Origin of the sequence: Palleronia abyssalis (assembly GCF_900302445.1) — a bacterium.
Classification (GTDB): Bacteria; Pseudomonadota; Alphaproteobacteria; order Rhodobacterales; family Rhodobacteraceae; genus Palleronia; species Palleronia abyssalis.
The window spans coordinates 81,504-100,175 of the sequence record NZ_ONZF01000011.1; the positions used below are offsets into that span (position 1 = coordinate 81,504).

At 63.5% G+C, this 18,672-nt stretch carries 18 protein-coding genes and 4 pseudogenes; 14 read left to right on the forward strand and 8 right to left on the reverse strand.

The annotated features are described in order from the left end of the window. The first annotated feature begins 61 nt into the window (after window positions 1-61). Window positions 62-634 (forward strand): TRAP transporter small permease subunit, encoded by a 573-nt coding sequence (locus tag PAA8504_RS17925; RefSeq protein ID WP_108895568.1) that lies wholly within the window; start codon window positions 62-64, stop codon window positions 632-634. After that, the gene (locus tag PAA8504_RS17930) at window positions 631-1,959 is read left to right on the forward strand and encodes a TRAP transporter large permease (protein ID WP_108895520.1); all 1,329 of its coding nucleotides are present in this window, start codon (window positions 631-633) and stop codon (window positions 1,957-1,959) included. The genes PAA8504_RS17925 and PAA8504_RS17930 overlap by 4 nt, the downstream gene beginning before the upstream one ends. Before the next feature lie 32 nt (window positions 1,960-1,991). On the opposite strand, the gene PAA8504_RS17935 is transcribed toward PAA8504_RS17930, so the two are convergent. Beyond that, entirely contained in the window at window positions 1,992-2,798 is an 807-nt protein-coding gene (locus PAA8504_RS17935) for an IclR family transcriptional regulator (protein ID WP_108895521.1), read from the reverse strand. 112 nt (window positions 2,799-2,910) lie between these two features. Between PAA8504_RS17935 and PAA8504_RS17940 the strand changes: the two genes are divergently transcribed. The 8 genes from PAA8504_RS17940 (at window position 2,911) to PAA8504_RS17975 (ending at window position 11,088) form a co-directional block, all read left to right on the forward strand. Beyond that, entirely contained in the window at window positions 2,911-4,362 is a 1,452-nt protein-coding gene (locus PAA8504_RS17940; RefSeq protein ID WP_108895569.1) for an NAD-dependent succinate-semialdehyde dehydrogenase, read from the forward strand. Window positions 4,363-4,388: 26 nt separating this feature from the next. Next, the gene (locus PAA8504_RS17945; RefSeq protein WP_108895522.1) at window positions 4,389-5,657 is read left to right on the forward strand and encodes an ABC transporter substrate-binding protein; all 1,269 of its coding nucleotides are present in this window, start codon (window positions 4,389-4,391) and stop codon (window positions 5,655-5,657) included. A gap of 65 nt (window positions 5,658-5,722) precedes the next feature. After that, the gene (locus PAA8504_RS17950) at window positions 5,723-6,619 is read left to right on the forward strand and encodes a branched-chain amino acid ABC transporter permease (protein WP_108895570.1); all 897 of its coding nucleotides are present in this window, start codon (window positions 5,723-5,725) and stop codon (window positions 6,617-6,619) included. Continuing rightward, entirely contained in the window at window positions 6,616-7,557 is a 942-nt protein-coding gene (locus tag PAA8504_RS17955) for a branched-chain amino acid ABC transporter permease (RefSeq protein ID WP_219928943.1), read from the forward strand. Before PAA8504_RS17950 ends, PAA8504_RS17955 begins: the two co-directional genes overlap by 4 nt. Beyond that, window positions 7,554-8,309: an ABC transporter ATP-binding protein gene (locus tag PAA8504_RS17960; RefSeq protein WP_108895524.1), complete on the forward strand. Its 756-nt coding sequence runs from the start codon at window positions 7,554-7,556 to the stop codon at window positions 8,307-8,309. Before PAA8504_RS17955 ends, PAA8504_RS17960 begins: the two co-directional genes overlap by 4 nt. Continuing rightward, window positions 8,302-8,961: an ATP-binding cassette domain-containing protein gene (locus PAA8504_RS17965; protein WP_108895525.1), complete on the forward strand. Its 660-nt coding sequence runs from the start codon at window positions 8,302-8,304 to the stop codon at window positions 8,959-8,961. The genes PAA8504_RS17960 and PAA8504_RS17965 overlap by 8 nt, the downstream gene beginning before the upstream one ends. 39 nt (window positions 8,962-9,000) lie before the next feature. Further along, window positions 9,001-9,948, forward strand: coding sequence for a cyclase family protein (locus PAA8504_RS17970; protein ID WP_219928944.1), 948 nt, complete (start codon window positions 9,001-9,003; stop codon window positions 9,946-9,948). 15 nt (window positions 9,949-9,963) lie between these two features. Continuing rightward, the gene (locus PAA8504_RS17975; RefSeq protein WP_108895526.1) at window positions 9,964-11,088 is read left to right on the forward strand and encodes a zinc-dependent alcohol dehydrogenase family protein; all 1,125 of its coding nucleotides are present in this window, start codon (window positions 9,964-9,966) and stop codon (window positions 11,086-11,088) included. A gap of 52 nt (window positions 11,089-11,140) precedes the next feature. Here PAA8504_RS17975 and PAA8504_RS22160 read toward each other — a convergent pair whose 3' ends face one another. Then, window positions 11,141-12,247, reverse strand: a complete 1,107-nt coding sequence (locus PAA8504_RS22160) for an ATP-binding protein (RefSeq protein WP_181375858.1) — start codon at window positions 12,245-12,247, stop codon at window positions 11,141-11,143. On the opposite strand from PAA8504_RS22160, the gene PAA8504_RS22165 reads away from it, so the two are divergent. Next, window positions 12,173-12,994: a hypothetical protein gene (locus tag PAA8504_RS22165; RefSeq protein ID WP_181375859.1), complete on the forward strand. Its 822-nt coding sequence runs from the start codon at window positions 12,173-12,175 to the stop codon at window positions 12,992-12,994. The genes PAA8504_RS22160 and PAA8504_RS22165 overlap by 75 nt on opposite strands. A gap of 168 nt (window positions 12,995-13,162) precedes the next feature. Here the strand turns inward: PAA8504_RS22165 and PAA8504_RS22575 are convergent. From PAA8504_RS22575 to PAA8504_RS22580, 3 genes and pseudogenes are all read right to left on the reverse strand, one after another. Further along, window positions 13,163-13,467: pseudogene (locus PAA8504_RS22575) on the reverse strand (IS5/IS1182 family transposase); the annotation flags it as partial. A 596-nt stretch (window positions 13,468-14,063) separates the two neighbouring features. Next, a complete protein-coding gene (locus PAA8504_RS17990) occupies window positions 14,064-14,303 on the reverse strand; it encodes a hypothetical protein (protein ID WP_108895529.1) in 240 nt (79 codons plus the stop codon). Window positions 14,304-14,760: 457 nt separating this feature from the next. Then, window positions 14,761-15,090: pseudogene (locus tag PAA8504_RS22580) on the reverse strand (transposase); the annotation flags it as partial. An 88-nt stretch (window positions 15,091-15,178) separates the two neighbouring features. Between PAA8504_RS22580 and tnpA the strand changes: the two are divergent. The 3 genes and pseudogenes from tnpA to tnpC all read left to right on the forward strand — a co-directional run bounded on the left by tnpA (window position 15,179) and on the right by tnpC (window position 17,713). Further along, complete coding sequence (tnpA, locus tag PAA8504_RS18005; protein ID WP_108895532.1) at window positions 15,179-15,553, forward strand: IS66-like element accessory protein TnpA; 375 nt, start codon at window positions 15,179-15,181, stop codon at window positions 15,551-15,553. Window positions 15,554-15,640: 87 nt separating this feature from the next. Further along, on the forward strand, window positions 15,641-15,952 hold the full coding sequence (gene tnpB, locus PAA8504_RS18010; protein WP_108895533.1) for an IS66 family insertion sequence element accessory protein TnpB: 312 nt from the start codon (window positions 15,641-15,643) through the stop codon (window positions 15,950-15,952). A 63-nt stretch (window positions 15,953-16,015) separates the two neighbouring features. Continuing rightward, a pseudogene (gene tnpC / locus PAA8504_RS18015) lies at window positions 16,016-17,713 on the forward strand (IS66 family transposase). Between the two features lie 27 nt (window positions 17,714-17,740). Here the strand turns inward: tnpC and PAA8504_RS22975 are convergent. From PAA8504_RS22975 to PAA8504_RS18025, 3 genes and pseudogenes are all read right to left on the reverse strand, one after another. After that, window positions 17,741-17,861, reverse strand: a pseudogene (locus PAA8504_RS22975) (IS3 family transposase); the annotation flags it as partial. A 189-nt stretch (window positions 17,862-18,050) separates the two neighbouring features. Continuing rightward, on the reverse strand, window positions 18,051-18,299 hold the full coding sequence (locus PAA8504_RS22175) for a hypothetical protein (protein ID WP_181375861.1): 249 nt from the start codon (window positions 18,297-18,299) through the stop codon (window positions 18,051-18,053). Between the two features lie 103 nt (window positions 18,300-18,402). Next, complete coding sequence (locus PAA8504_RS18025) at window positions 18,403-18,639, reverse strand: transposase (protein ID WP_108895535.1); 237 nt, start codon at window positions 18,637-18,639, stop codon at window positions 18,403-18,405. Window positions 18,640-18,672: the final 33 nt, after the last annotated feature.

Below are 18,672 nucleotides of genomic sequence, written 5' to 3' on the forward strand. Positions count from 1 at the left end.
AGGTTCGGGGCCCGGTCTCCGGTCGGGCCCCGTCCATGCGGCGGATATGGACAAGGCGGGCATGAGCGACAGCGACATCCACGAGACACAACAGGCGACGGGGGAAACGATCCCGCGCTTTGCCGACGCCCCGGCCGGGGCCGTCCTGGGCGGGATAGCGGCCGGGTTGTCTTCTATCGGAACGATCTGGATCGGCCTGCTGATGCTGTTGATCGTAGCCGACGTGATCGGCCGCAACTTCTTCAACGCGCCGATCACGGGAGTGGCCGAAATCGCCGGCCATTCGGTCGTCGCCATCGTGTTTTTGCAGACCGCGGCCGCGATCATGCAAGGCCGCCTGACCCGCGCCGATTTCCTGTTTCGCCGCATCGCAAAGGCCTCGCCGGCTGTTGCGGGCCTGATCGAAAGCCTGTTCTGCCTTGTCGGCGCTGTCGTTTTCGCCCTGATCGTCTGGTCGTCCTGGGACAAGGCGCTGAACGCATGGAACGTGGCCGAGTTCTTCGGTGTGCAAGGCGTCTTCACCGTTCCCACCTGGCCGTTCCGCGGGATCATCGTGCTGGGCTCGGCGCTGGCGTCGCTGGCCGCCCTTTACCGCGCGATCAATCGCACCCCCATCGTCGGTGAGGGGTCATGACGTCCCTTGCCCTTGGCTTCGTACTCATCGGTGTCCTTGTCATCCTCGTCATTCTGGGGATGCAGATCGCCTACGCCCTTCTGGGTGTGGCCTTCGTCGGCATCTGGCTGATCCGGGAAAACCTGGACCTGGCTTTCCGCATGCTGGAACTCACCGCCTATAGCGGCATTTCGGACTACCTGTTCGCGACCATTCCCCTGTTCGTCCTGATGGGTCTTCTGGTCAGCGTGTCGAATGTCGGGCGTGATACGTTCGAGGTGGCCGAGGTTCTGCTGAAACGCATGCTGTGCGGCCTTGGGGTGGCCACGGTCGCCGCGAATACCATCTTCGCTGCGGTCACCGGGGTGTCCATCGCCTCGGCCGCGGTGTTCACCCGCGTCGCCGTGCCCGAGATGGAGCGTCACGGCTATCGCGCCGCTTTCGCGTCGGGGACCGTCGCGGGATCCTCTGTCTTGGGCATGCTGATTCCGCCCAGCCTGCTTCTGATTATCTACGGCGTGCTGGCAGAGGTCTCGATCGGGGGGATGTTCATCGCCGGCATCATTCCGGGTCTGATGCTGGCGGGGGGGTTCGTGGCGATCCTGATCGGCTTGACGCTGGTCGCACCGGGGTTCGTCTTCACCGACCCCGAAGCCGCCGAGATGCGTCGCCTGGAAACCGGTATCGACATGCCCGTGGGAGAGATGATCGCAAAACTCGTTCCGATCGTCCTTCTGGTGGTGCTGGTTCTGGGTGGTCTCTATTCGGGCTTCTTCACCCCGACCGAAGCTGGCGGCATCGGCGCCTTCGGCGCATTCATTCTGGCCCTCGCGCGACGCAGCCTGGACCGGCACAAGCTGTGGCAGGTCATGAAGCAGACCGGGGTCATCTCCGTCTCGATCCTGCTGTTGCTGGTGGCAGCGAGTTTCTATTCCCGCATGCTGTCCATCGCCGGTCTGCCGAATGCCATTGCGGGCCTGGTCACGGATAGCGGTTTCGGACCCACGGGATTCATCGTGTTCTACGCTGCCATCGTGCTGCTGATGGGCATGATCCTCGACTCGACATCGATCCTTCTGATCATGGTGCCCATTGCTGCCCCGATCGCGACCGGTCTCGGGATCGACCTCAGCCATTTCGGGATCATCACCGTCATCGCGGTGGAGATCGGGCTGCTCACGCCGCCGTTCGGAATCTCGGTCTTCACGGTCCACAACACGCTCAACGATCCGAACACGTCGGTCGAACAGATCTTTCTGGCGACCTTGCCGTTCATCGCGGTAATGCTGGTCGTATTGATGCTGGTGACATGGCTTCCGGCCACGGCGACGGTGTTTCTGTATTGATCGCGCCCTCAGTCATGCGAATAGGCGCGTCTTCAATCGAGGTTCGACTGGTCTTCCAGCACTGCGCCCATGCGCTCCGAAATGGTCCGCGCCATACGAATGAGGGTCGCAACCACACGCTCGTCCGTCTGGGGCGTCCGCTCTGCCGCAGGAAGACTGACCGCGACCCCCGCGGCTGGTTTGTTCGCCGCCCCCAGGACCGGCGCGCCGAAGCAGACCATCCCTTCGCTGACATATTCTAGGTCGAGCGAATATCCCCGATCCCGGGTCTGCGCGACAAGGGCCAGGACGTCCTCGACCGTCTGCGGCGACCGTGGGGTCAGCGGTTCCGGCAAGCCATCGCGCAGGCGGTACCGGATCTCGGCGTCGCTCATCCGGCTCATGAAAGCCTGCCCGGTCGCGGTGAAGGCCATGGGGAGGCGCATTCCGACGCGAAAATTGAACCACGGCGTGTTCTCGGAGTTCCTTGCGCCGATATAGACAACATCGTTCCCGTCCAACGTCGAAAGCGTGATCGTGGCGCCTTGCAGCCGCACCGTCCCCTCGTCCCAGATGCGGGCGAACTCGGTTGCGACGTCGCTGCGCTTGGAGAATGCCGTCGCCCACCTCATCACGCGCGGTCCGACCACGAAAGTTTGGCGCGGCGTCCGTTCCAGAACACCGCTTTCGACCAAAGTGCGCGTCAGTGCGTGAATGGAGCTTTTCGCCAACCCCAACCGGTCCGCCAGGTCCGTCAGGCCAAGTCTGTCGGGTTCGGCAGCCACAAGGTCGAGCAGCGCAGCCGCACGGGCTACGGCTGGCACAGCCGGTTTTTCAACGTCCTCTGCATCCCTAGCCACTGTTCACCCTCATCAGTCGTTGACGACCCCTTGCCCGGGACGTTATACAACATGAGGAACTTGGTTCAATATACTGAACGCACGTTCGCCGATGGGGGGAAGACAGATCGACATGAAGGACCTCTTGCAGGATCCCGGCCTTTTGCGGACGGATGCTTACGTGAACGGCGATTGGTTGCCCGGCACGTCCAGGTCCGAAGTGGTCAATCCGGCGACCGATGCCGTCGTTGCCGACGTCGCCGAGCTGACACGTGTCGAAGCTGCTCGCGGAATCGAGGCCGCCAGGGATGCCTTTCCGGACTGGTCGGCGATGACCGCGAAAGAGCGGTCGGACATCCTGCGCCGCTGGGCCGACCTGATGCTGGACCACGCCGACGATCTGGCGACGATCCTTACGGCCGAGATGGGCAAGCCGCTGGCCGAAGCGCGGGGCGAAATCGGCTATGGCGCCTCGTTCTTCCACTGGTTCGCCGAAGAAGCGCGCCGGGTCTACGGGGACACGATCCCCGGACACCAGCGCGACAAGCGCATTCTGGTCCTGAAACAACCCATAGGCGTCGCGGCGTCGATCACGCCATGGAATTTCCCGAATGCAATGATTGCGCGCAAGGTCGCCCCTGCCCTTGCCGCAGGCTGCACCTTCGTTGCCCGCCCGTCGGAGCTGACGCCGCTTTCGGCGCTGGCCATGGCCGAACTTGGCGAACGGGCCGGTGTGCCACCGGGCGTGTTCAACGTGGTGACCTCGACCGACGCGGCCGCAATCGGGCAGGAGTTTTGCGACAATCCGATAGTCCGCAAGCTCAGCTTCACCGGATCGACGCGTGTGGGTCAGATCCTCATGGCGCAGGCGGCGCCGCAGATCATGAAGCTGAGCCTCGAGCTCGGCGGCAACGCCCCGTTCATCGTGTTCGACGATGCCGATCTCGACGCGGCCGTCGATGGCGCGGTGAACGCCAAGTTCCGAAATGCCGGCCAGACCTGCGTCTGCGCCAACCGCATCTTTGCACAGGCCGGTATACACGACGAGTTTGTCGCACGCCTGTCCGACCGGGTCCGTACGCTGAAAACCGGCGACGGCAGCGAACCGGGTGTCGATATCGGCCCGATGATCACCGATGCCGCGGTCGAGAAGGTGCAGGCGCACCTTGCCGATGCGCTTGGCAAGGGGGCGTCGATCGTCGGGGGCGGCACCGATATTTCGCAAGGCGGCCGCTTCCTGAAACCGACGGTTCTGACCGGCGCGACCGGGGACATGCGCCTCGCCCGGGAGGAAACGTTCGGGCCGCTTGCCCCCGTCTTCCGCTTCGACACCGAAGCCGAGGCGATCTCCATGGCGAACGATACCGAGTTCGGCTTGGCCGCGTATTTCTATGCCCGGGACATCTCGCGGGTCTACCGTGTGATGGAACGCCTCGAATACGGGATGGTCGGCGTGAATACCGGGCTGATTTCTGCCGCCGAAGCGCCTTTCGGCGGCGTGAAAATGTCGGGCCTCGGACGCGAAGGCTCGGCCTACGGGATCGATGAGTACCTAGAGCTGAAATACGCTTGTCTGTCGGTCTGAACGAAACATCAAAGGGAGGAAACGAAATGAAACTGAGAACCTTGACGCTGGGCCTCGCAGGGGCTGCGGTCGCGGCAGGCGGCGCGATGGCGCAGGACGGCGACCCGATCGAACTGGGGATTCCCGTTTTCTTATCGGGCGCCGCATCCGGTCCCTTCGGACTGCCCCAGCAGAATGGCGCAACTGTGCTGATCGAGGCGCTGAACGCCGGCGAAGTCCCCGCGCCCTACGATCAGGTCGGCATCAACGGTCGGCAGGTCGAAGCGACCTATGTCGACGAGGCCGCCGATCCCGTGCAGGAATATCGCAACCTGGTCGAGCGTGACGAAGTGGATGCCGTGGTCGGCTATACCTCGTCGGGCAACTGCAAGGCCGTGGCCCCCCTCGCCGAAGAGCTGCAGCAGCTGACCGTGCTGGTCGATTGCGGCACGCCGCAAATTTTCGAATCCGTGGTCACCGACCCGACCTACCTGTTCCGCACCGGCCCGACCGGCACGATCGATTCCGTCGGCGCGGTCCGCTACCTGATGGACACCGGCGTGGACATGAGCCGCGTTGCCGGCATCAACCAGAACTATGCCTGGGGACAGGACGCCTGGGCCGACTTCACCGGCTCGCTGGAGGCGCTGGAGACGGGATCGGACATCACGACCGAGCAATTCCCGCAGGTCTTCGCCGGGCAGTACGGGGCCGAGGTCTCGGCTTTGCTGACGTCGGGCGCCAATGCGATCCACACGTCCTTCTGGGGCGGCGATCTGGAGGCGTTCATCCTGCAGGCCGCGCCGCGCGGGCTGTTCCAGCGCTCGGCGGTGGTGATGACCACGGGCGAAGCGGCCATGCAGCGCCTGCCTGACGAGATCCCCGAAGGCGCGATCATCGGCGCGCGTGGACCCTACAGCTATTTCGCGCCGGACACCGAACTGGCCAACTGGTTCCGCGAAACCTACGAGGCGGAATACGGCAACCCGCCGTCCTACCCCGCCTGGAAGATGGCGCAGGCCATCCTCGGCCTGAAGGCCGCGTGGGAAAAAGCCGACTCGGACGATCCCGCCGAGATCGCGGCTGCCTTCGAGAACCTCGAGTTCGAGACGCCCGCAGGCACGGTCCGCATGGCCATCGGCAACGGCCACCAGGCCATCCAAGGCATCGCCTACGGCACCTATGCGCTGGATGACGAGGGCAACCCGACGGTCGAGAACGTGATCTCCTACAACGCCGAATGCGTGAACCCGCCGGCCGACCAGACGGCGGCAGAGTGGATCGAGGCCGGCTTCCCCGGCGCAGACTGCGAATGATCGCAAACTGACCCTGCATGGCGGGCGCGGATACGCGCCCGCCCCTTCCCCATCGGACGGATGACATGCTGAAATTTACCGCCATCATGCTGGACGGGATGAACTATGCCGCGTGGCTGTTCCTCGTCGCAGTGGGGCTGACGCTGATCTACGGGGTCATGCGTATTCTCAACATCGCACACGGCGCCTTCTACGCCATCGGCGCCTATGTCTGCGCCTCGGCGCTGGGTGTCTTCTATGCGGCTGGCCTGCCCGGCGCGCTGGCCTTCGCCGTCATGGGCGTGGTCGCGCTGATCGCGGGCGTGATCGTCGGTTTGGTGGTGGAACGCGGCGTCCTGAGGTTCCTTTACGGCCGGGACGAGGTGCTGATGGTCCTCGTCACCTACGCGCTGTTCCTGATCCTCGAAGACGCGGTGAAGCTGATCTGGGGCGTCGAGAGCTATTTCGTGTATCAGCCCTACGCCTATTTCGGCTTCGTCGAGATCGGCGGCCTGCCCTATCAGGTCTATGACCTGATGATCGTGGCGCTTGCAATCGTCATGGGCATCGCGCTTTGGTTCTGGCTGGAACGGTCGCGCATGGGGCGCATGACCACGGCCGTCGTCGCGGATCGCGAGATCAGCGCCGCCATGGGCATCAACGTCACGCGCATCTTCGCGACGACCTTCGCCATCGGCACGGTGTTTGCCGTGATCGGCGGCGTGGTGACCGCCCCGAAGATCGCCGTGACGCCGGGCATCGGGGTCGAAGTGATCATCCTGGCCTTCGCCGTCGTGGTCATCGGCGGGTTGGGGTCCATTCCCGGGGCCGCCATCGGCGCGATCTTCGCGGGATACGCCCGCGCGATGTCCGTCCACCTCGCCCCCGCCTACGAATTGTTCGCCATCTACGCCGTCATGGCCGTGGTCCTGGCAATCCGACCCCACGGGCTTTTCGCCCGCGCATCGGGACGCAAGATATGATGAAAACCGACTTCCGGCGCGAGCCGCTGTATATCGCCATTCTCGCCGTTCTTTTGATTGTGGGCTTCTTCCTGCCGTCCTGGCTTCGGTTCCTTCTACAGACGGCGTTGGCCGGGGGGCTGGTGGCCCTTGGGGTCGCACTGCAGATGCGGGCGGGGCTCGTGAATTTCGGCCAGGGCCTTTATTATGCGCTGGGCGGGTATGCGGTGGGCATGCTGGCCGCGCAGGCCGGGATCACGGACATCTTCATCCTGCTGATCGCCGCCGTGCTGGTCTCGACCGTGGCCGGCATCGTCCTGGGCCTGCTGTTATCGCGCTATCGCGAGATCTTCTATGCGATGCTGTCGCTGGCCGTGTCGATGATCCTCTACGGGCTCTTGGTGAAAGCCGCATGGCTTGGGTCCACCGACGGGTTCAACATTCCACCGGTCAGCTATCTGGGCTGGACGCCCGACCGCGCGGTGCGACCCGATATCTACTACGTCACCACGGCTGTCCTGACGGTGATCGCGTGCCTCGCCACCGCCCGTTACCTGACTTCGGGCGCGGGGATGCTGTGCGAGGCGGTGGCCGAGAACGAAATCCGACTGGAGTATCTGGGCGCAAGTCCCCGCAAGGTCGCGTTCATCGTCATCGTGGTGGCCTCTGCCCTTTCGGGTCTGGGGGGCGGCCTTCTGGCGATGTCGACGGGCCACGTCGATCCGCTGATGACGAACTGGACGACTTCTGGCGGCTTCGTCTTCGTCGCCCTGCTTGCAGGCAGGGGGTCGACCATCGCACCTGTGATCGGGTTCTTCCTGCTTGAACTTGTCCGGACCTACGCGCTCGACCTGGCGCCGAACGCGTGGCAGATGATCCTCGGCTTGGTGATGCTGGCGGTGATCCTTCTTCTTCCCGAGGGCTTGTGGTCCCTGATCGAACGGAGGCGCAAAGCATGAGCGATCCGATCCTTGTCACCGAGAACCTGGAAAAGCGCTTCGGCGGCGTGGTCGCGGCCAGCGAGATCTCGCTCTCGCTGTATCCCGGCGAAACCCTCGCCGTGATCGGGTCGAACGGTGCGGGCAAGACCACGTTCGTGAACATGGTGACAGGCTATCTGAAGCCGTCCTCGGGCACGATCCGATTCCGCGGCCGCGATATCACCGGGTCGAGCCCCCGAAAGACGGCGCAGGCGGGGATCCGGAGATCGTTTCAGATCAGCCAGATCTTCCCGCAGCTCACCGTGCTGGAAAACGTCATGATTGCCGAGATCGCAGCGGCCGACGGCAAGGGCGGGCTGCGCCGGGCCGCGCTGACCGATGCCCGCATGCAGACCGGGCGCGCGGTGCTCGATCGGTTCGGGCTTGGCCAGCATTCGGATACCGCGGTCGGCACGCTCCCGCAGGGCATCAAGAAGCAGCTCGATATTGCCATGGCAGCGATCAACGATCCCGCGTTGATCCTGCTGGACGAACCGACCTCGGGCGTCTCGTCGGATGAGAAGATCGAGATGATGGAGCGGGTGATCGCGCCGTTGAAGGCCGACGACGCGACACTGCTGTTCATCGAGCACGACATGGACATCGTCACCCGTTTCGCCGAACGCACCGTCGCGTTCTACGAGGGCAAGATCCTGGCGGATGGCCCCACGCGCGAAGTCCTGTCCGAGGACGACGTCCGCAAATACGTCATCGGAGGTGTCCATGCTTGAGACCCGCAAGCTTGAAAGCAGTATCGCAGGCACGCAAATCCTGCGCGGGGCCGACCTGGTCCTTGCCCCCGGGCGCACGGTCGGCCTGATCGGTCGGAACGGCGCGGGCAAGACGACCTTCATGCGATCGGTCATGGGCCTGCTGCGGCCGGACGGTGGTGAGATTCTGATCGACGGCACCGACATGACCCGCGAACCCGCCCATACCCGCGCGGCGATGGGGGTGGGCTATATGCCCGAGGATCGCCGCCTCATCCCCGAATTCACGGTCGAGCAGAACATCCTTCTGCCGCTGAACGCACTGGGGGAAGACATCGACCGCAGCCGTCTGGACTGGATTTACGAACTGATGCCCGAAATCGGCAGGTTCGCGGACCGGCGCGCGCTGGCCTTATCGGGCGGTCAACAGAAGCTTGTGGCGCTTGGGCGTGCCTTGATCGTCGGGCGCAAGCTGCTGCTGTTGGACGAGCCGTTCGAGGGCGTCGCCCCCGCGCTGGCGCAACGCCTGATCGAAGTGATCGGCGTGCTGCGCGGTGAGGGACTGTCGGTCCTGTTATCCGAATCCGATCATGTCCACTCGGCCGATCTTGTGGACGGTCTCTACGTCATCGAGCGGGGCGAGATCGAAAAGAAGGCCGCGGAAACGGCCTGACCGATCCCGCGTTTTCGCAACTCTCTGGGAGGAGAACACATGAAGACGATTCTGACAGCCGCCTTGGCGGCACTGGTGGCCCTACCCACCATGGCCGAACAACATGAGGCGTCGAACGGGGACTGGTATCCCTCGCAATACGGTGCCGACGACGAGATCGGCGCGGCCAATTTGCTGACCCCCGCGTTGGCACAGCGCGCCGCCGGGTTGGTGACGGAAGGTCGGACCTACGCGCTTGGCATTCCGGTCGGACCCGACACGCCGGGCTTCGGGGTGCGCGAGCTGGACATCAACATCTTCATGCCCGGTCAGGAAGCCGGCGCGACGCTGGGCTCGAACAAGATGAGCTATGTCGACGACGTCATCATGGGATGGGTCGGCTTGGGCTCGCAGATCGACGGTCTGGGTCACCTCGGGATCGACAACGTCTTCTACAACGGCAACACCCCCGCCGACTACGTCACGACCGGCGGCCTGACCAAGATGGGCATCCACAACATCCCGCCCATCGTCACGCGCGGCATTGTGCTGGACATGGCGGGTCAGGCCGGGACGGAGATCATGGAGGAAGGCAGCCTGATCACCGTCGAGAACATGCAGGCCGCGCTTGAGACTTCGGGTCTATCGATCGAGGAAGGCGACGTCGTGCTGTTGCACACGGGCTGGCTGGACCTGATCGAAAGCGACCCGGAGCGCTTCGCCGCCGGTGAGCCGGGGATCGACGACGCGGGGGCAGCCTGGCTGGCCGAGCAGGGCGTCGTGGCCGTGGGCGCGGACACTTGGGGACTGGACGCCGTACCGCACCCGGAGGGGCTGGTCTTCCCCGCGCATCAGGAGCTTCTGGCCAAGAACGGAGTCTACATCCTCGAGAACATGGCGACCGGGCAACTGGTCGAAGACGACGTGGCAGAATTCATGTTCGTCCTCGGGCAGCCGCGCTTCCAGGGTGCCGTGCAATCGATGATCAACCCGGTTGCGATCCGGTAAGCGAGGAAAGCCAAGATGAAAGCACAGGTCACGCTTCTGCGCGAGATGGGGGCCGCCCGCCCCTATACCGAAAGCCGCCCTCTCGAAATAGTCGAGGCCACGTTGGAGGATCCGGGGCCCGGTGAACTTCTGGTCAAGATGGCAGCTGCGGGCCTGTGCCATTCTGACCTGTCGGTCATCAATGGCGACCGCCCCCGCGACACGCCCATTGCGCTGGGACACGAGGCATCCGGCGTGGTCGAGGCGGTCGGCCCAGGCGTGACGCGTTTTGCGCCCGGCGATCACGTCGTCATGGTTTTCATCGCCTCTTGCGGCCATTGCGTGCCCTGCGCCGAAGGCCGCCCCGCCCTGTGCGAGCCCGGCGCCAAAGCCGGTGCCGCGGGCACCCTTCTGGGCGGTGAGCGGCGCATCAAGGTCGACGGGGCGACGGTCAACCATCACGTCGGTGTCTCGGCGTTCTCGACCCACGCGGTGATGAGCGAGAATTCCTGCGTCAAGATCGACCGGGACATTCCGCTTGACCGTGCAGCATTGCTGGGCTGCGCCGTTCTGACCGGCGTGGGGGCGGTCATGAACTCCGGTCACCTCAGGATGGGCGAAAGCTGTGCGATCGTCGGACTGGGCGGTGTCGGCCTCGCCGCGCTTCTGGGAGCGGTCGCGGCTGGCGCGGAAACGATCGTGGCGGCGGATCTGGCCGAGGACAAGCGCGCCTTTGCCAAGGACCTCGGGGCCACCCACGTGATCGACCCGCGTGACCCGGACGCCGTGGCGGAAGTGAAAGCCTGGACCGAAGGCGGCGTGAACCTTGCCGTCGAGCTTGCGGGCGCCGCGCCCGCCCTGAAATTCGCGTACGACATCACGCGGCGCGGCGGTGCGACCGTCACCGCCGGATTGCCGAACCCGGAAGCCAAACTGGAACTGCCCGCAGTCTCCCTCACCGCCGAGGAAAGGACCCTCAAGGGGTCCTATGTCGGCTCGTGCGTACCCGTGCGCGACATCCCCCGCTTCGCGCGAATGATGCAGCAAGGCAAACTTCCGATCGAGCGGCTGATGACCCACCGGATCGCACTCGAAGACATCAACGAAGGCTTCGAACGCCTCGCCGCCGGTCAAGCCATTCGCCAAGTCGTTGTCTTCTAGGAGTTAGGTCGCCGGTACGGCGCTGGCCCAGACCGTGCCTTCGGCGATTTGCCTACCGTCTCTTTGCCAAGCTGTCCCAAACATCGTTCAGGGCCGCGGCGAGTTGGTCACGGCTGAACGGCTTCGCCAGATGCGTCGTATCCTGGATATCCGGCCCCAGTTCGTCCTCGCCGAAGTGGAAACCCGAAATCAACACGACCCCCAGTTCAGGATTGGTTTGCGAAAGTTCAGCCACGAAGGTCGTTCCCCATTGCCCCCCGGGAAGAACGATATCGGTTACGACGATGTCAGGGCGCGCCGACATATCCGCGAGTGCTGCCCGCGCCGCTTCCAGGGTTCCCACGCCGCGCACCGCATAGCCCAAGGACTCTATCATGGATAAGATCGCTTGCCTGACGGCCGGGTTGTCCTCCACCAGAAGGACCTTCCTTTCCCCGACGGTGGGCCGGGTATCGGGCGGCTTGGCTTCGGATGCATCTGGCGTCTCCCTCGACCGTGGCAGGTCAAGATGCACGCATGTACCGCCACCGGGCGCATTCTCGAACGACGTTTCGCCGCCGGACTGCTTTACGAACCCGTAGACCATAGACAGGCCCAACCCGCTTCCCGCCCCGAACTCCTTGGTCGTGAAGAATGGTTCGGTGGCGCGCGCGCGGACATCTTCGGGCATACCGATGCCGGTATCGCAAAAGCTGATCCGAACCAAATCGCCCGGACTGTCGACCGATCCGTCCCCGGGCAGGTCCCGCGCGGAAATGGTGATCGTGCCGCCTTGCGGCATCGCATCGCGCGCGTTCGTTCCGAGATTGAGAAGCGCATTGCTGAAAAGATGCGGATCGATGCGAATTGGCCAATACACGTTGTCCACGTCCAGCCTGATCTCGATGTCTTCCCTCAGCCCCCTACGCAGCAGGTTCGCCGCCTCGTGCACGGCCTTCCGCGGGCAAAGGACCTGCGGCATCAGGGATTGCTTGCGAGCGAATGCCAGCAACTGTCTGACCAATGCGGCCCCGCTATCGGCCGACTGAATGATCGGGTCGATCAGATCCGATTGAGTATCGGTTTCGAGTTGCAAGAGCTCTGCGTGGCCACGAACAGCGGCAAGCAGATTATTGAAATCATGGGCAATACCGGCCGTCAGCTGGCCGATGGCTTCCATCTTCTGGGTCTGGACCAGCCGATCCTCTGCCAGTCTGCGCTCGGCGCGCACTTCCTCGCGCGCGGCTTCGAGCATCTCACCCATGCGATCCTTCTGCCGATCGATGGACCGCCGCAGGATGAATTCGGACACGAAGATTCGCTCGTGCCGCAGGATACTTCTGAAAATGATCATCGCGAAAGTCGCCGCCACAAGGGCAAAGCCCCAAAACGCCGGTTCGTCGGTTCGACTGAACCCCCCCATCGATCCGGCCAGGATCAGCCCGGAGAACCCGTATGCCGCCAACGGCATCGGGTAGAGCGTGATCGCCCCGCCCGCTACCATCCCCGCCGCCATCGCGACGAGAAACGCCTGCGACAGCCCTTCGACCTCAGGCAAAATGACAAGGCCCGGATACGCCCAGAAGGCGCCCAGAAGGCAAGCCTGCCCGATACTTTTCCTGTAAGTCCGCAACGACATAGTGGTGGGAAACGGCTTGTGGCGCCGGGCGTGCGAGAGCACCAGAAAATAGCACGCCATTGCAATTACGATCGCGGCCCAGACGAATGCATCGATGCGGGACTGATCTTCAAGGTAGAAGACGAAGGGGATGGAAAATGCATTGATGATATTGGCGATCATCATCGGCGGCGTAAGACGCGATACCGCGAAGGCCCTTTGGGCCATGACTTCACCGTCCGCAATACCGGCCACGTCATCGACAAAATGCCGATGATCCCTTCCTTCGGACTTGAGAAGAAGGCGTGAAGCAGAAAACATCTAAGCCGCGGCTAGGCTGGAACCAGTAGCTGATACTGGGTGCAAACTATGGTGTAAGGCAATATCCGTTTCATGCGGCATTCTAATGACCTGCGGCATGGGGGCTCTGTTGCACGGAACGCCTGAAAGACGAATTTTCCCTTTTCCGCGTCGAAGTTAGACCTCGGGTTGTGTGACGGGGATGCCGAGGGCTGTGAAGCGGTTCATGATGGATGCGGATCTGGAGTTCGGCAATCTGGCAGTCGAAGTCCACAGCAATGAGCTTCTGACCGAGCAGTTTATGCAGTTTATCTTTGTCTCGACGCGGCTTCGGCGATGGTATCCGCTCCATCTTCGCCAGATGGTCCGTCCCAGGTGCTTGACGGCGCGCAAAGCGTCGTTCCAACGCCGGGGCTACCCTTATTCCAGGGCTTGACGTTCCGTCGAGGCGAAATAACAGCGTCCAACCCGCGGTTCGCGATGACATAGCGTCAGGTCAGCCGGCGCGGCGCCACCGGTTCAAGCCAGCCGTCGAATGTGTCATAGGCGCCGTCCGTTACCCGGTAGGGCCGCGATTACGCCGTGTACTTCTATTCGGAGGAATAGGCCGCCGAAGAGTTCAAGTGCGACCAGCTAAATCTTGACGAAGGCAAATCTTTCGGCGTGGCGCAGTTCGGGCAAATACCGAACTGGAATCCCGCACCAACACAGCCGAATTTCGAGCCGGCTGTTTGCGTATCAGATATCCCCCACTTCATCGCCACGGAGCGCGCTCGTAATGGATCACCCGAACACCGTCATACGGGCCGAGACCCGACCCTTGGTGTAACGGCCACGGACGCTCGGCGCCGGCCCATCCTATAGCATAACAGTCTCGATGATTGACCGGTTGCCGGGCGATGCTACCGTGCGTCAACCATCCTCGGGAGGAGACCATGATGAAACCGATCATCGGTGCGGCCGTCATTTGCGCTGCCGCGGTGCCGTTGCACGCGCAATCTTGTGGGTCCGTCCGGGATGTTCTCTATCGGGGGGAATTATTCACACAATGGATGCCTCCGGGGCCATAGCCAGCGATCTACATGCCGTCGGCGATCGCATCGCCGCCGTGGGCGACAATCTGCAGACCGGGCCCTGTACGGAAACCGTCGAGCTCGGGGGCTGAACGGTCGTCCCCGGTATCATCGACAACCACAACCACATCGTCTTGTTGGGCTTGCGGCCCGGCCACGACGTGCGGCTGGAGAATGCGCGGTCGATAGACGACGTCCTCGCTGCGCTGTCCGATCTGGCCGAGAAGTAGCACATGCAGCGGCAATATGACTTGCGCTATAGGCTGACGCCTCACTCGAATACATTCGGCTGAGCCAGAACTTCACCGATCTGATAGTACGTTGATACTAAATCAGAAGGGATGGGGTGGACACCTCCTTTCGACGGCATCGTACTATGCCGACGCGATGTAGGCCTCATTACAAAAGGCGGAACTATCCATGGAAGGCGATAGCTGAAGCAGCTAGCCGTCTTGCCATGCGATTTGGCAAGCCAAAGTCACCCCAACAGCAGCGCGTGCCATTACCTTTCGAACCCGCGATCTGTTTACCCGCCAAAGGACCTAAACGGTCAACGCATTGTCTACCTTGAGCAGATCAATGATCCGACCGGTTACATCGTGTAAGATGTGAGCTACTCCCCATCCTTTGGACAGGAACCGTCGAAGTTTAAGCTACCTTCTGCACCTGCTGATCGGGTTGGTTGATATCATCTCTTTGCCAGTAGACCACCGCCGGCGGCCTGCCGCCAAGGGCGGAGTGTGGGCGTTGCCGGTTGTAGAAGGTCATCCATTTCCGGATGCCTGCCTTCGCCTCCGAACCGGTTTCCCACGCGTGTAGGGAGACACACTCTTATTTCAGGGTCCGCCAGGGGCGCTCGATGAAGATGTTGTCGAGGAATCGCCCCTTTCCATCCATCGATATGCGTATGCCGGTTCGGCGCAGACGGTCTGTCCAGGCGAAGGACGTGAACTGGCAGCCCTGATCGGTATTCATGATCTCGGGCGGGCCGAACTTGTGGCTGGCTTCGTTCAGCGCGCTGACACAGAAGTCGTAAGCAACCGATTGAGGCCGCCTGCCTGCCTTCGGGCGTAGATCTTCTACTCCGTCGTTATCGACGTGGTATCAGGCGGGGGCAGATATGCGGCATGAGGTGATCGTCGGTGTTGAACGGCGACGGCGTTGGTCCGACGAGCAGAAGCTTGGTGTGCTTTTGGAGGCCGGTGTCGCGGGGGCCACCGTGGCGGACGTCGCGCGTCGCCACGACCTGACCCGTCAACACATCTACCAGTGGCGTCGCGAGCTCCGGCGGAAGAGGATGTGGCCGAGAGCCGAAGGGATCGTGTTCCTGCCCCTCGAGCATGTCGTGGAGGAGCCGGACAAAACTTCCGATGTAGAACCCAAGGAGGCTCCCCGGTTCGAGATCGTCCTGGGCAATGGCCGGACCCTTCGCTGCGACGCACAGATCGAGGATGACGATCTCGTCCGGCTGATCCGCCTCGTCGAGGCAGCATGATCGGGCCGGGCACGGGGATCCGGGGCTACCTCGCCGCTCGCCAATGTCGCTCGGACCATTGGCGCGAATTGGCTCGCCGTCACCGACATGCGCAAGGGCATCGCGGGGCTTTCGGCCATGGCCCAGGATGTCCTGAGCCAGAAGCCTGCAAGCGGCGCGGTCTTTGCGTTCCGCGGCCGTCGGGGCCGTCGGGGCCGTCGGGGAGATCGGCTGAAGCTTCTTTATTGGGAGGGTCAGGGGTTCTGCCTCTACTACAAGGTTCTGGAACGTGGCCGCTTCCCGTGGCCGGCCGCCGAGGCCGGCGTGGCCCGGCTGACCTCCGCGCAAATGGCGATGCTGTGGGAGGGGATCGACTGGAGACGCCCGGACTGGGGCGCGCCGCCGGCACGGGTGGGGTGATATAGAACCTCCAAAACCCCTTGTTTTGTTGGATATACGCGGCACGGCATGGTATCTTTCATCATGTCCGACAGTGCCGACAGCCTCACCGATGACCCCACCGTTCTGAAGGCGATGATCGCTGCCCTTCAGGCGGAGAATGCCCGGATGTTGGCCACGCTTCAGGCCCATGAGCAGCTGGTCCAGGCGCTGCGTCTGCGGATCGCCAGGCTCCTGAAGCAGGCCTTCGGCAAGTCATCGGAGAAGATCGAACGGGAGATCGCGCAGATCGAGCTGGCGCTGGAAGACCTGCTGATCGCCGCGGCCGAGCAGCGCGACGAGCCGGCCGACGAAGAGGATGCCCACCCCGCCACCACCGAGGCGAAGTCGCGTCGCAGGCCGCGGGTGTCGGACGAGACCCCACGGGAGCGCCGCGAGCTCGACCCCGGCACCTGCTGTCCCGATTGCGGTGGCGACCTGCGCATGGTGGGCGAGGACGTCAGCGAGCTGCTCGACATGATCGCCGCGCAGATGAAGGTGATTTGTCACCCGTCAGGGCATTGCGCAGCAATGCCCCGAGAGGGCAGATCGCGCGGGTGAAGAAGTCCTGCCGCTGCTGCGAACGCATTGTGCAGCCCGCAGCCCCGAGCCGACCGATCCCCGGCAGCATGGCCGGTCCGGGCCTTCTGGCGCAGGTTCTGGTCTCCAAGTTCGATGACCATCTCCCCCTCTGCAGGCAGAGCGAGAACCACGCCCGCATGGGGGCGGACATTCCCGATAGCACACTCCTGAACTGGTGCGGCGGGGCCATGAAGGTGCTCGCGCCGATCGCCGCGCGGATCGAGGTGGAGGTCATGGGCTCCCCCGTGCTCCATGCGGACGGTGAGCCATCGCGTCGCCATGCGTTCGAGACCGATGGCGAACCCGATCCGCGTGCTGGATCGGTCCCGTCGGGACCGCGGTCTCGGCAAGGGGATCAAGCAGGGGCGGGTCCGGGCCTACGTCTCGGAGTGAGCCATGTGGTCGCCATGGTTCGAGACCCATGGCGAACGGCCTTGGGCCGGCACGGCGCCGCCCGGCGTGGTCTACCGCTTCTCACCGGACCGGAAGGGCGAGCATCCGCGTCGGCATCTGCAAGGTAGCAGCGGCATCCTTCAGGCGGACGCCTATGCCGGCTTCGGCCATCTCTACCAACGCCGGGCGGACGGCAGCAGCCAGTTCCGGGAGGCGGTCTGCTGGGCGCATCTACGCCGCGACTTCCACGATGTCCGGGAGGCCACGAAGTCCGAGATCGCACGGGAGGCGCTCGACCGGATCGGGAAGCTCTACGACGTCGAGCGTGAGATCGCCGGCCGGTCTGCCGAGCTGCGCCAAGCAGCGCGTGAGCAGCATTCCAGGCCCATGGTGGATGCCTTCAAGGTGTGGGCCGAGACCCAGCTGCCGCGCATCCCGGGCAAAGGCGATCTCGCCAAGGCCTTCCGCTACGGGCTCTCCCGCTGGCCGTCATTCGAACTGTTCCTCGAGGACGGACGCATCGGGATCGACAACAATCCGGCCGAACGTGCCATGCGTCCAATCGGGATCGGCCGGAAGAACTGGCTCTTCGCCGGGTCCGACAGCGGCGGCGAGACCCTCGCCCGGGCCATGACGCTGATCGAGACGGCGAACATGAATGATCTCGATCCCCAGGCTTGGCTCACCGACATCCTTGACCGCATCCATGATCACAAGATCAACCGCCTCCACGAGCTCCTCCCTTGGAACTGGAAGGCCGAGGCCTGAACTGCGCCCCCAATCGGCCGGTTACCAGAAGTCGGCCTCCAGCGTGTTCGAGATCCGCCAAGCCAGGACCTTTCGGATGTGCCAGTCCACGAGGGCGACAAGGTAGAGGAACCCCCCGCCGCATGGGCAGATAGGTAATGTCGGAGCACCCGCTGCCCGACAGGGTCATGCGCAGCATGATCCCGAGAGGGGAACCTGGTTGGGCCGATCCACCCTCAATCCCTTCGAGCCGGGTATGGGTAGGTCGTGCGCCCCTTCGCCGGCCTGCTGGTGTTGGGCTTCTGGCAGATCGGCATCAGACCCATGAGGCGCATCAGCCGGCGGATACGCTTCTCGTTCACCAGGTGCCCGTTCTGCGGGCTTTCGCGGCCCCACTGGGCCCACGGTCCCTTGAACTGCGCAGGTGCCAGGTCATCTGCCGGACTCCGAAGAACGGGGTTTCCAGGAACTGCCCGTCGATCAATCGCATCAAGCCGAGGTTCTGCTCAGTCTCCCCCTTCGGGGTGTAGTAGAACGACGAGCGTGAAATTGACAGCAAGCGGCACTGGTAGCCGATCGATAGCTCCGGATGATCGGGTTCGACCATGCCGCGCCTCACTTCCCGCCCCAAGGCTTGAGCTTTCGCTCCAAAAAAGAGTTGGCCACCGCATTGGCGGGTTCTCTCGGACCGGTGGCGTTCACCCGCCAATTCACCCGATCTTGGCGTGGAGCTCCTTCACCTGCTCCTCGTCAATCTCGAGCTTCTTGCCGCCCCCGCGCTCGAACACGCCGGACGCACCTTCGAGCAGGGCCCGCTTCCATTGATGGATCATCGTCGGATGCACCCCGAACCGGCTCGCCAGCTCGGCCGCCGTCTCCTCGCCCTTCAGGGCTTCCAGCGCGACCTTCGCCTTGAACTCAGGCGCGTGCTGCTTGCGTTTCGACATCTCTGATCTCCTTCGCGTCGAAGATCAGCACAC

What these genes read in the sequence shown, in the direction of transcription:
- PAA8504_RS22175 (WP_181375861.1), bottom strand. Translation starts at nt 18,299, where the DNA reads ATGGTCGAACCCGATCATCCGGAGCTATCGATCGGCTACCAGTGCCGC.
- PAA8504_RS17950 (WP_108895570.1), top strand. Translation starts at nt 5,723, where the DNA reads ATGCTGAAATTTACCGCCATCATGCTGGACGGGATGAACTATGCCGCG.
- PAA8504_RS17965 (WP_108895525.1), top strand. Translation starts at nt 8,302, where the DNA reads ATGCTTGAGACCCGCAAGCTTGAAAGCAGTATCGCAGGCACGCAAATC.
- tnpB (WP_108895533.1), top strand. Translation starts at nt 15,641, where the DNA reads ATGCGCAAGGGCATCGCGGGGCTTTCGGCCATGGCCCAGGATGTCCTG.
- tnpA (WP_108895532.1), top strand. Translation starts at nt 15,179, where the DNA reads ATGCGGCATGAGGTGATCGTCGGTGTTGAACGGCGACGGCGTTGGTCC.
- PAA8504_RS17970 (WP_219928944.1), top strand. Translation starts at nt 9,001, where the DNA reads ATGAAGACGATTCTGACAGCCGCCTTGGCGGCACTGGTGGCCCTACCC.
- PAA8504_RS17960 (WP_108895524.1), top strand. Translation starts at nt 7,554, where the DNA reads ATGAGCGATCCGATCCTTGTCACCGAGAACCTGGAAAAGCGCTTCGGC.
- PAA8504_RS17955 (WP_219928943.1), top strand. Translation starts at nt 6,616, where the DNA reads ATGATGAAAACCGACTTCCGGCGCGAGCCGCTGTATATCGCCATTCTC.
- PAA8504_RS17940 (WP_108895569.1), top strand. Translation starts at nt 2,911, where the DNA reads ATGAAGGACCTCTTGCAGGATCCCGGCCTTTTGCGGACGGATGCTTAC.
- PAA8504_RS17945 (WP_108895522.1), top strand. Translation starts at nt 4,389, where the DNA reads ATGAAACTGAGAACCTTGACGCTGGGCCTCGCAGGGGCTGCGGTCGCG.
- PAA8504_RS17975 (WP_108895526.1), top strand. Translation starts at nt 9,964, where the DNA reads ATGAAAGCACAGGTCACGCTTCTGCGCGAGATGGGGGCCGCCCGCCCC.
- PAA8504_RS18025 (WP_108895535.1), bottom strand. Translation starts at nt 18,639, where the DNA reads ATGTCGAAACGCAAGCAGCACGCGCCTGAGTTCAAGGCGAAGGTCGCG.
- PAA8504_RS17930 (WP_108895520.1), top strand. Translation starts at nt 631, where the DNA reads ATGACGTCCCTTGCCCTTGGCTTCGTACTCATCGGTGTCCTTGTCATC.
- PAA8504_RS17925 (WP_108895568.1), top strand. Translation starts at nt 62, where the DNA reads ATGAGCGACAGCGACATCCACGAGACACAACAGGCGACGGGGGAAACG.
- PAA8504_RS22160 (WP_181375858.1), bottom strand. Translation starts at nt 12,247, where the DNA reads ATGGAAGCCATCGGCCAGCTGACGGCCGGTATTGCCCATGATTTCAAT.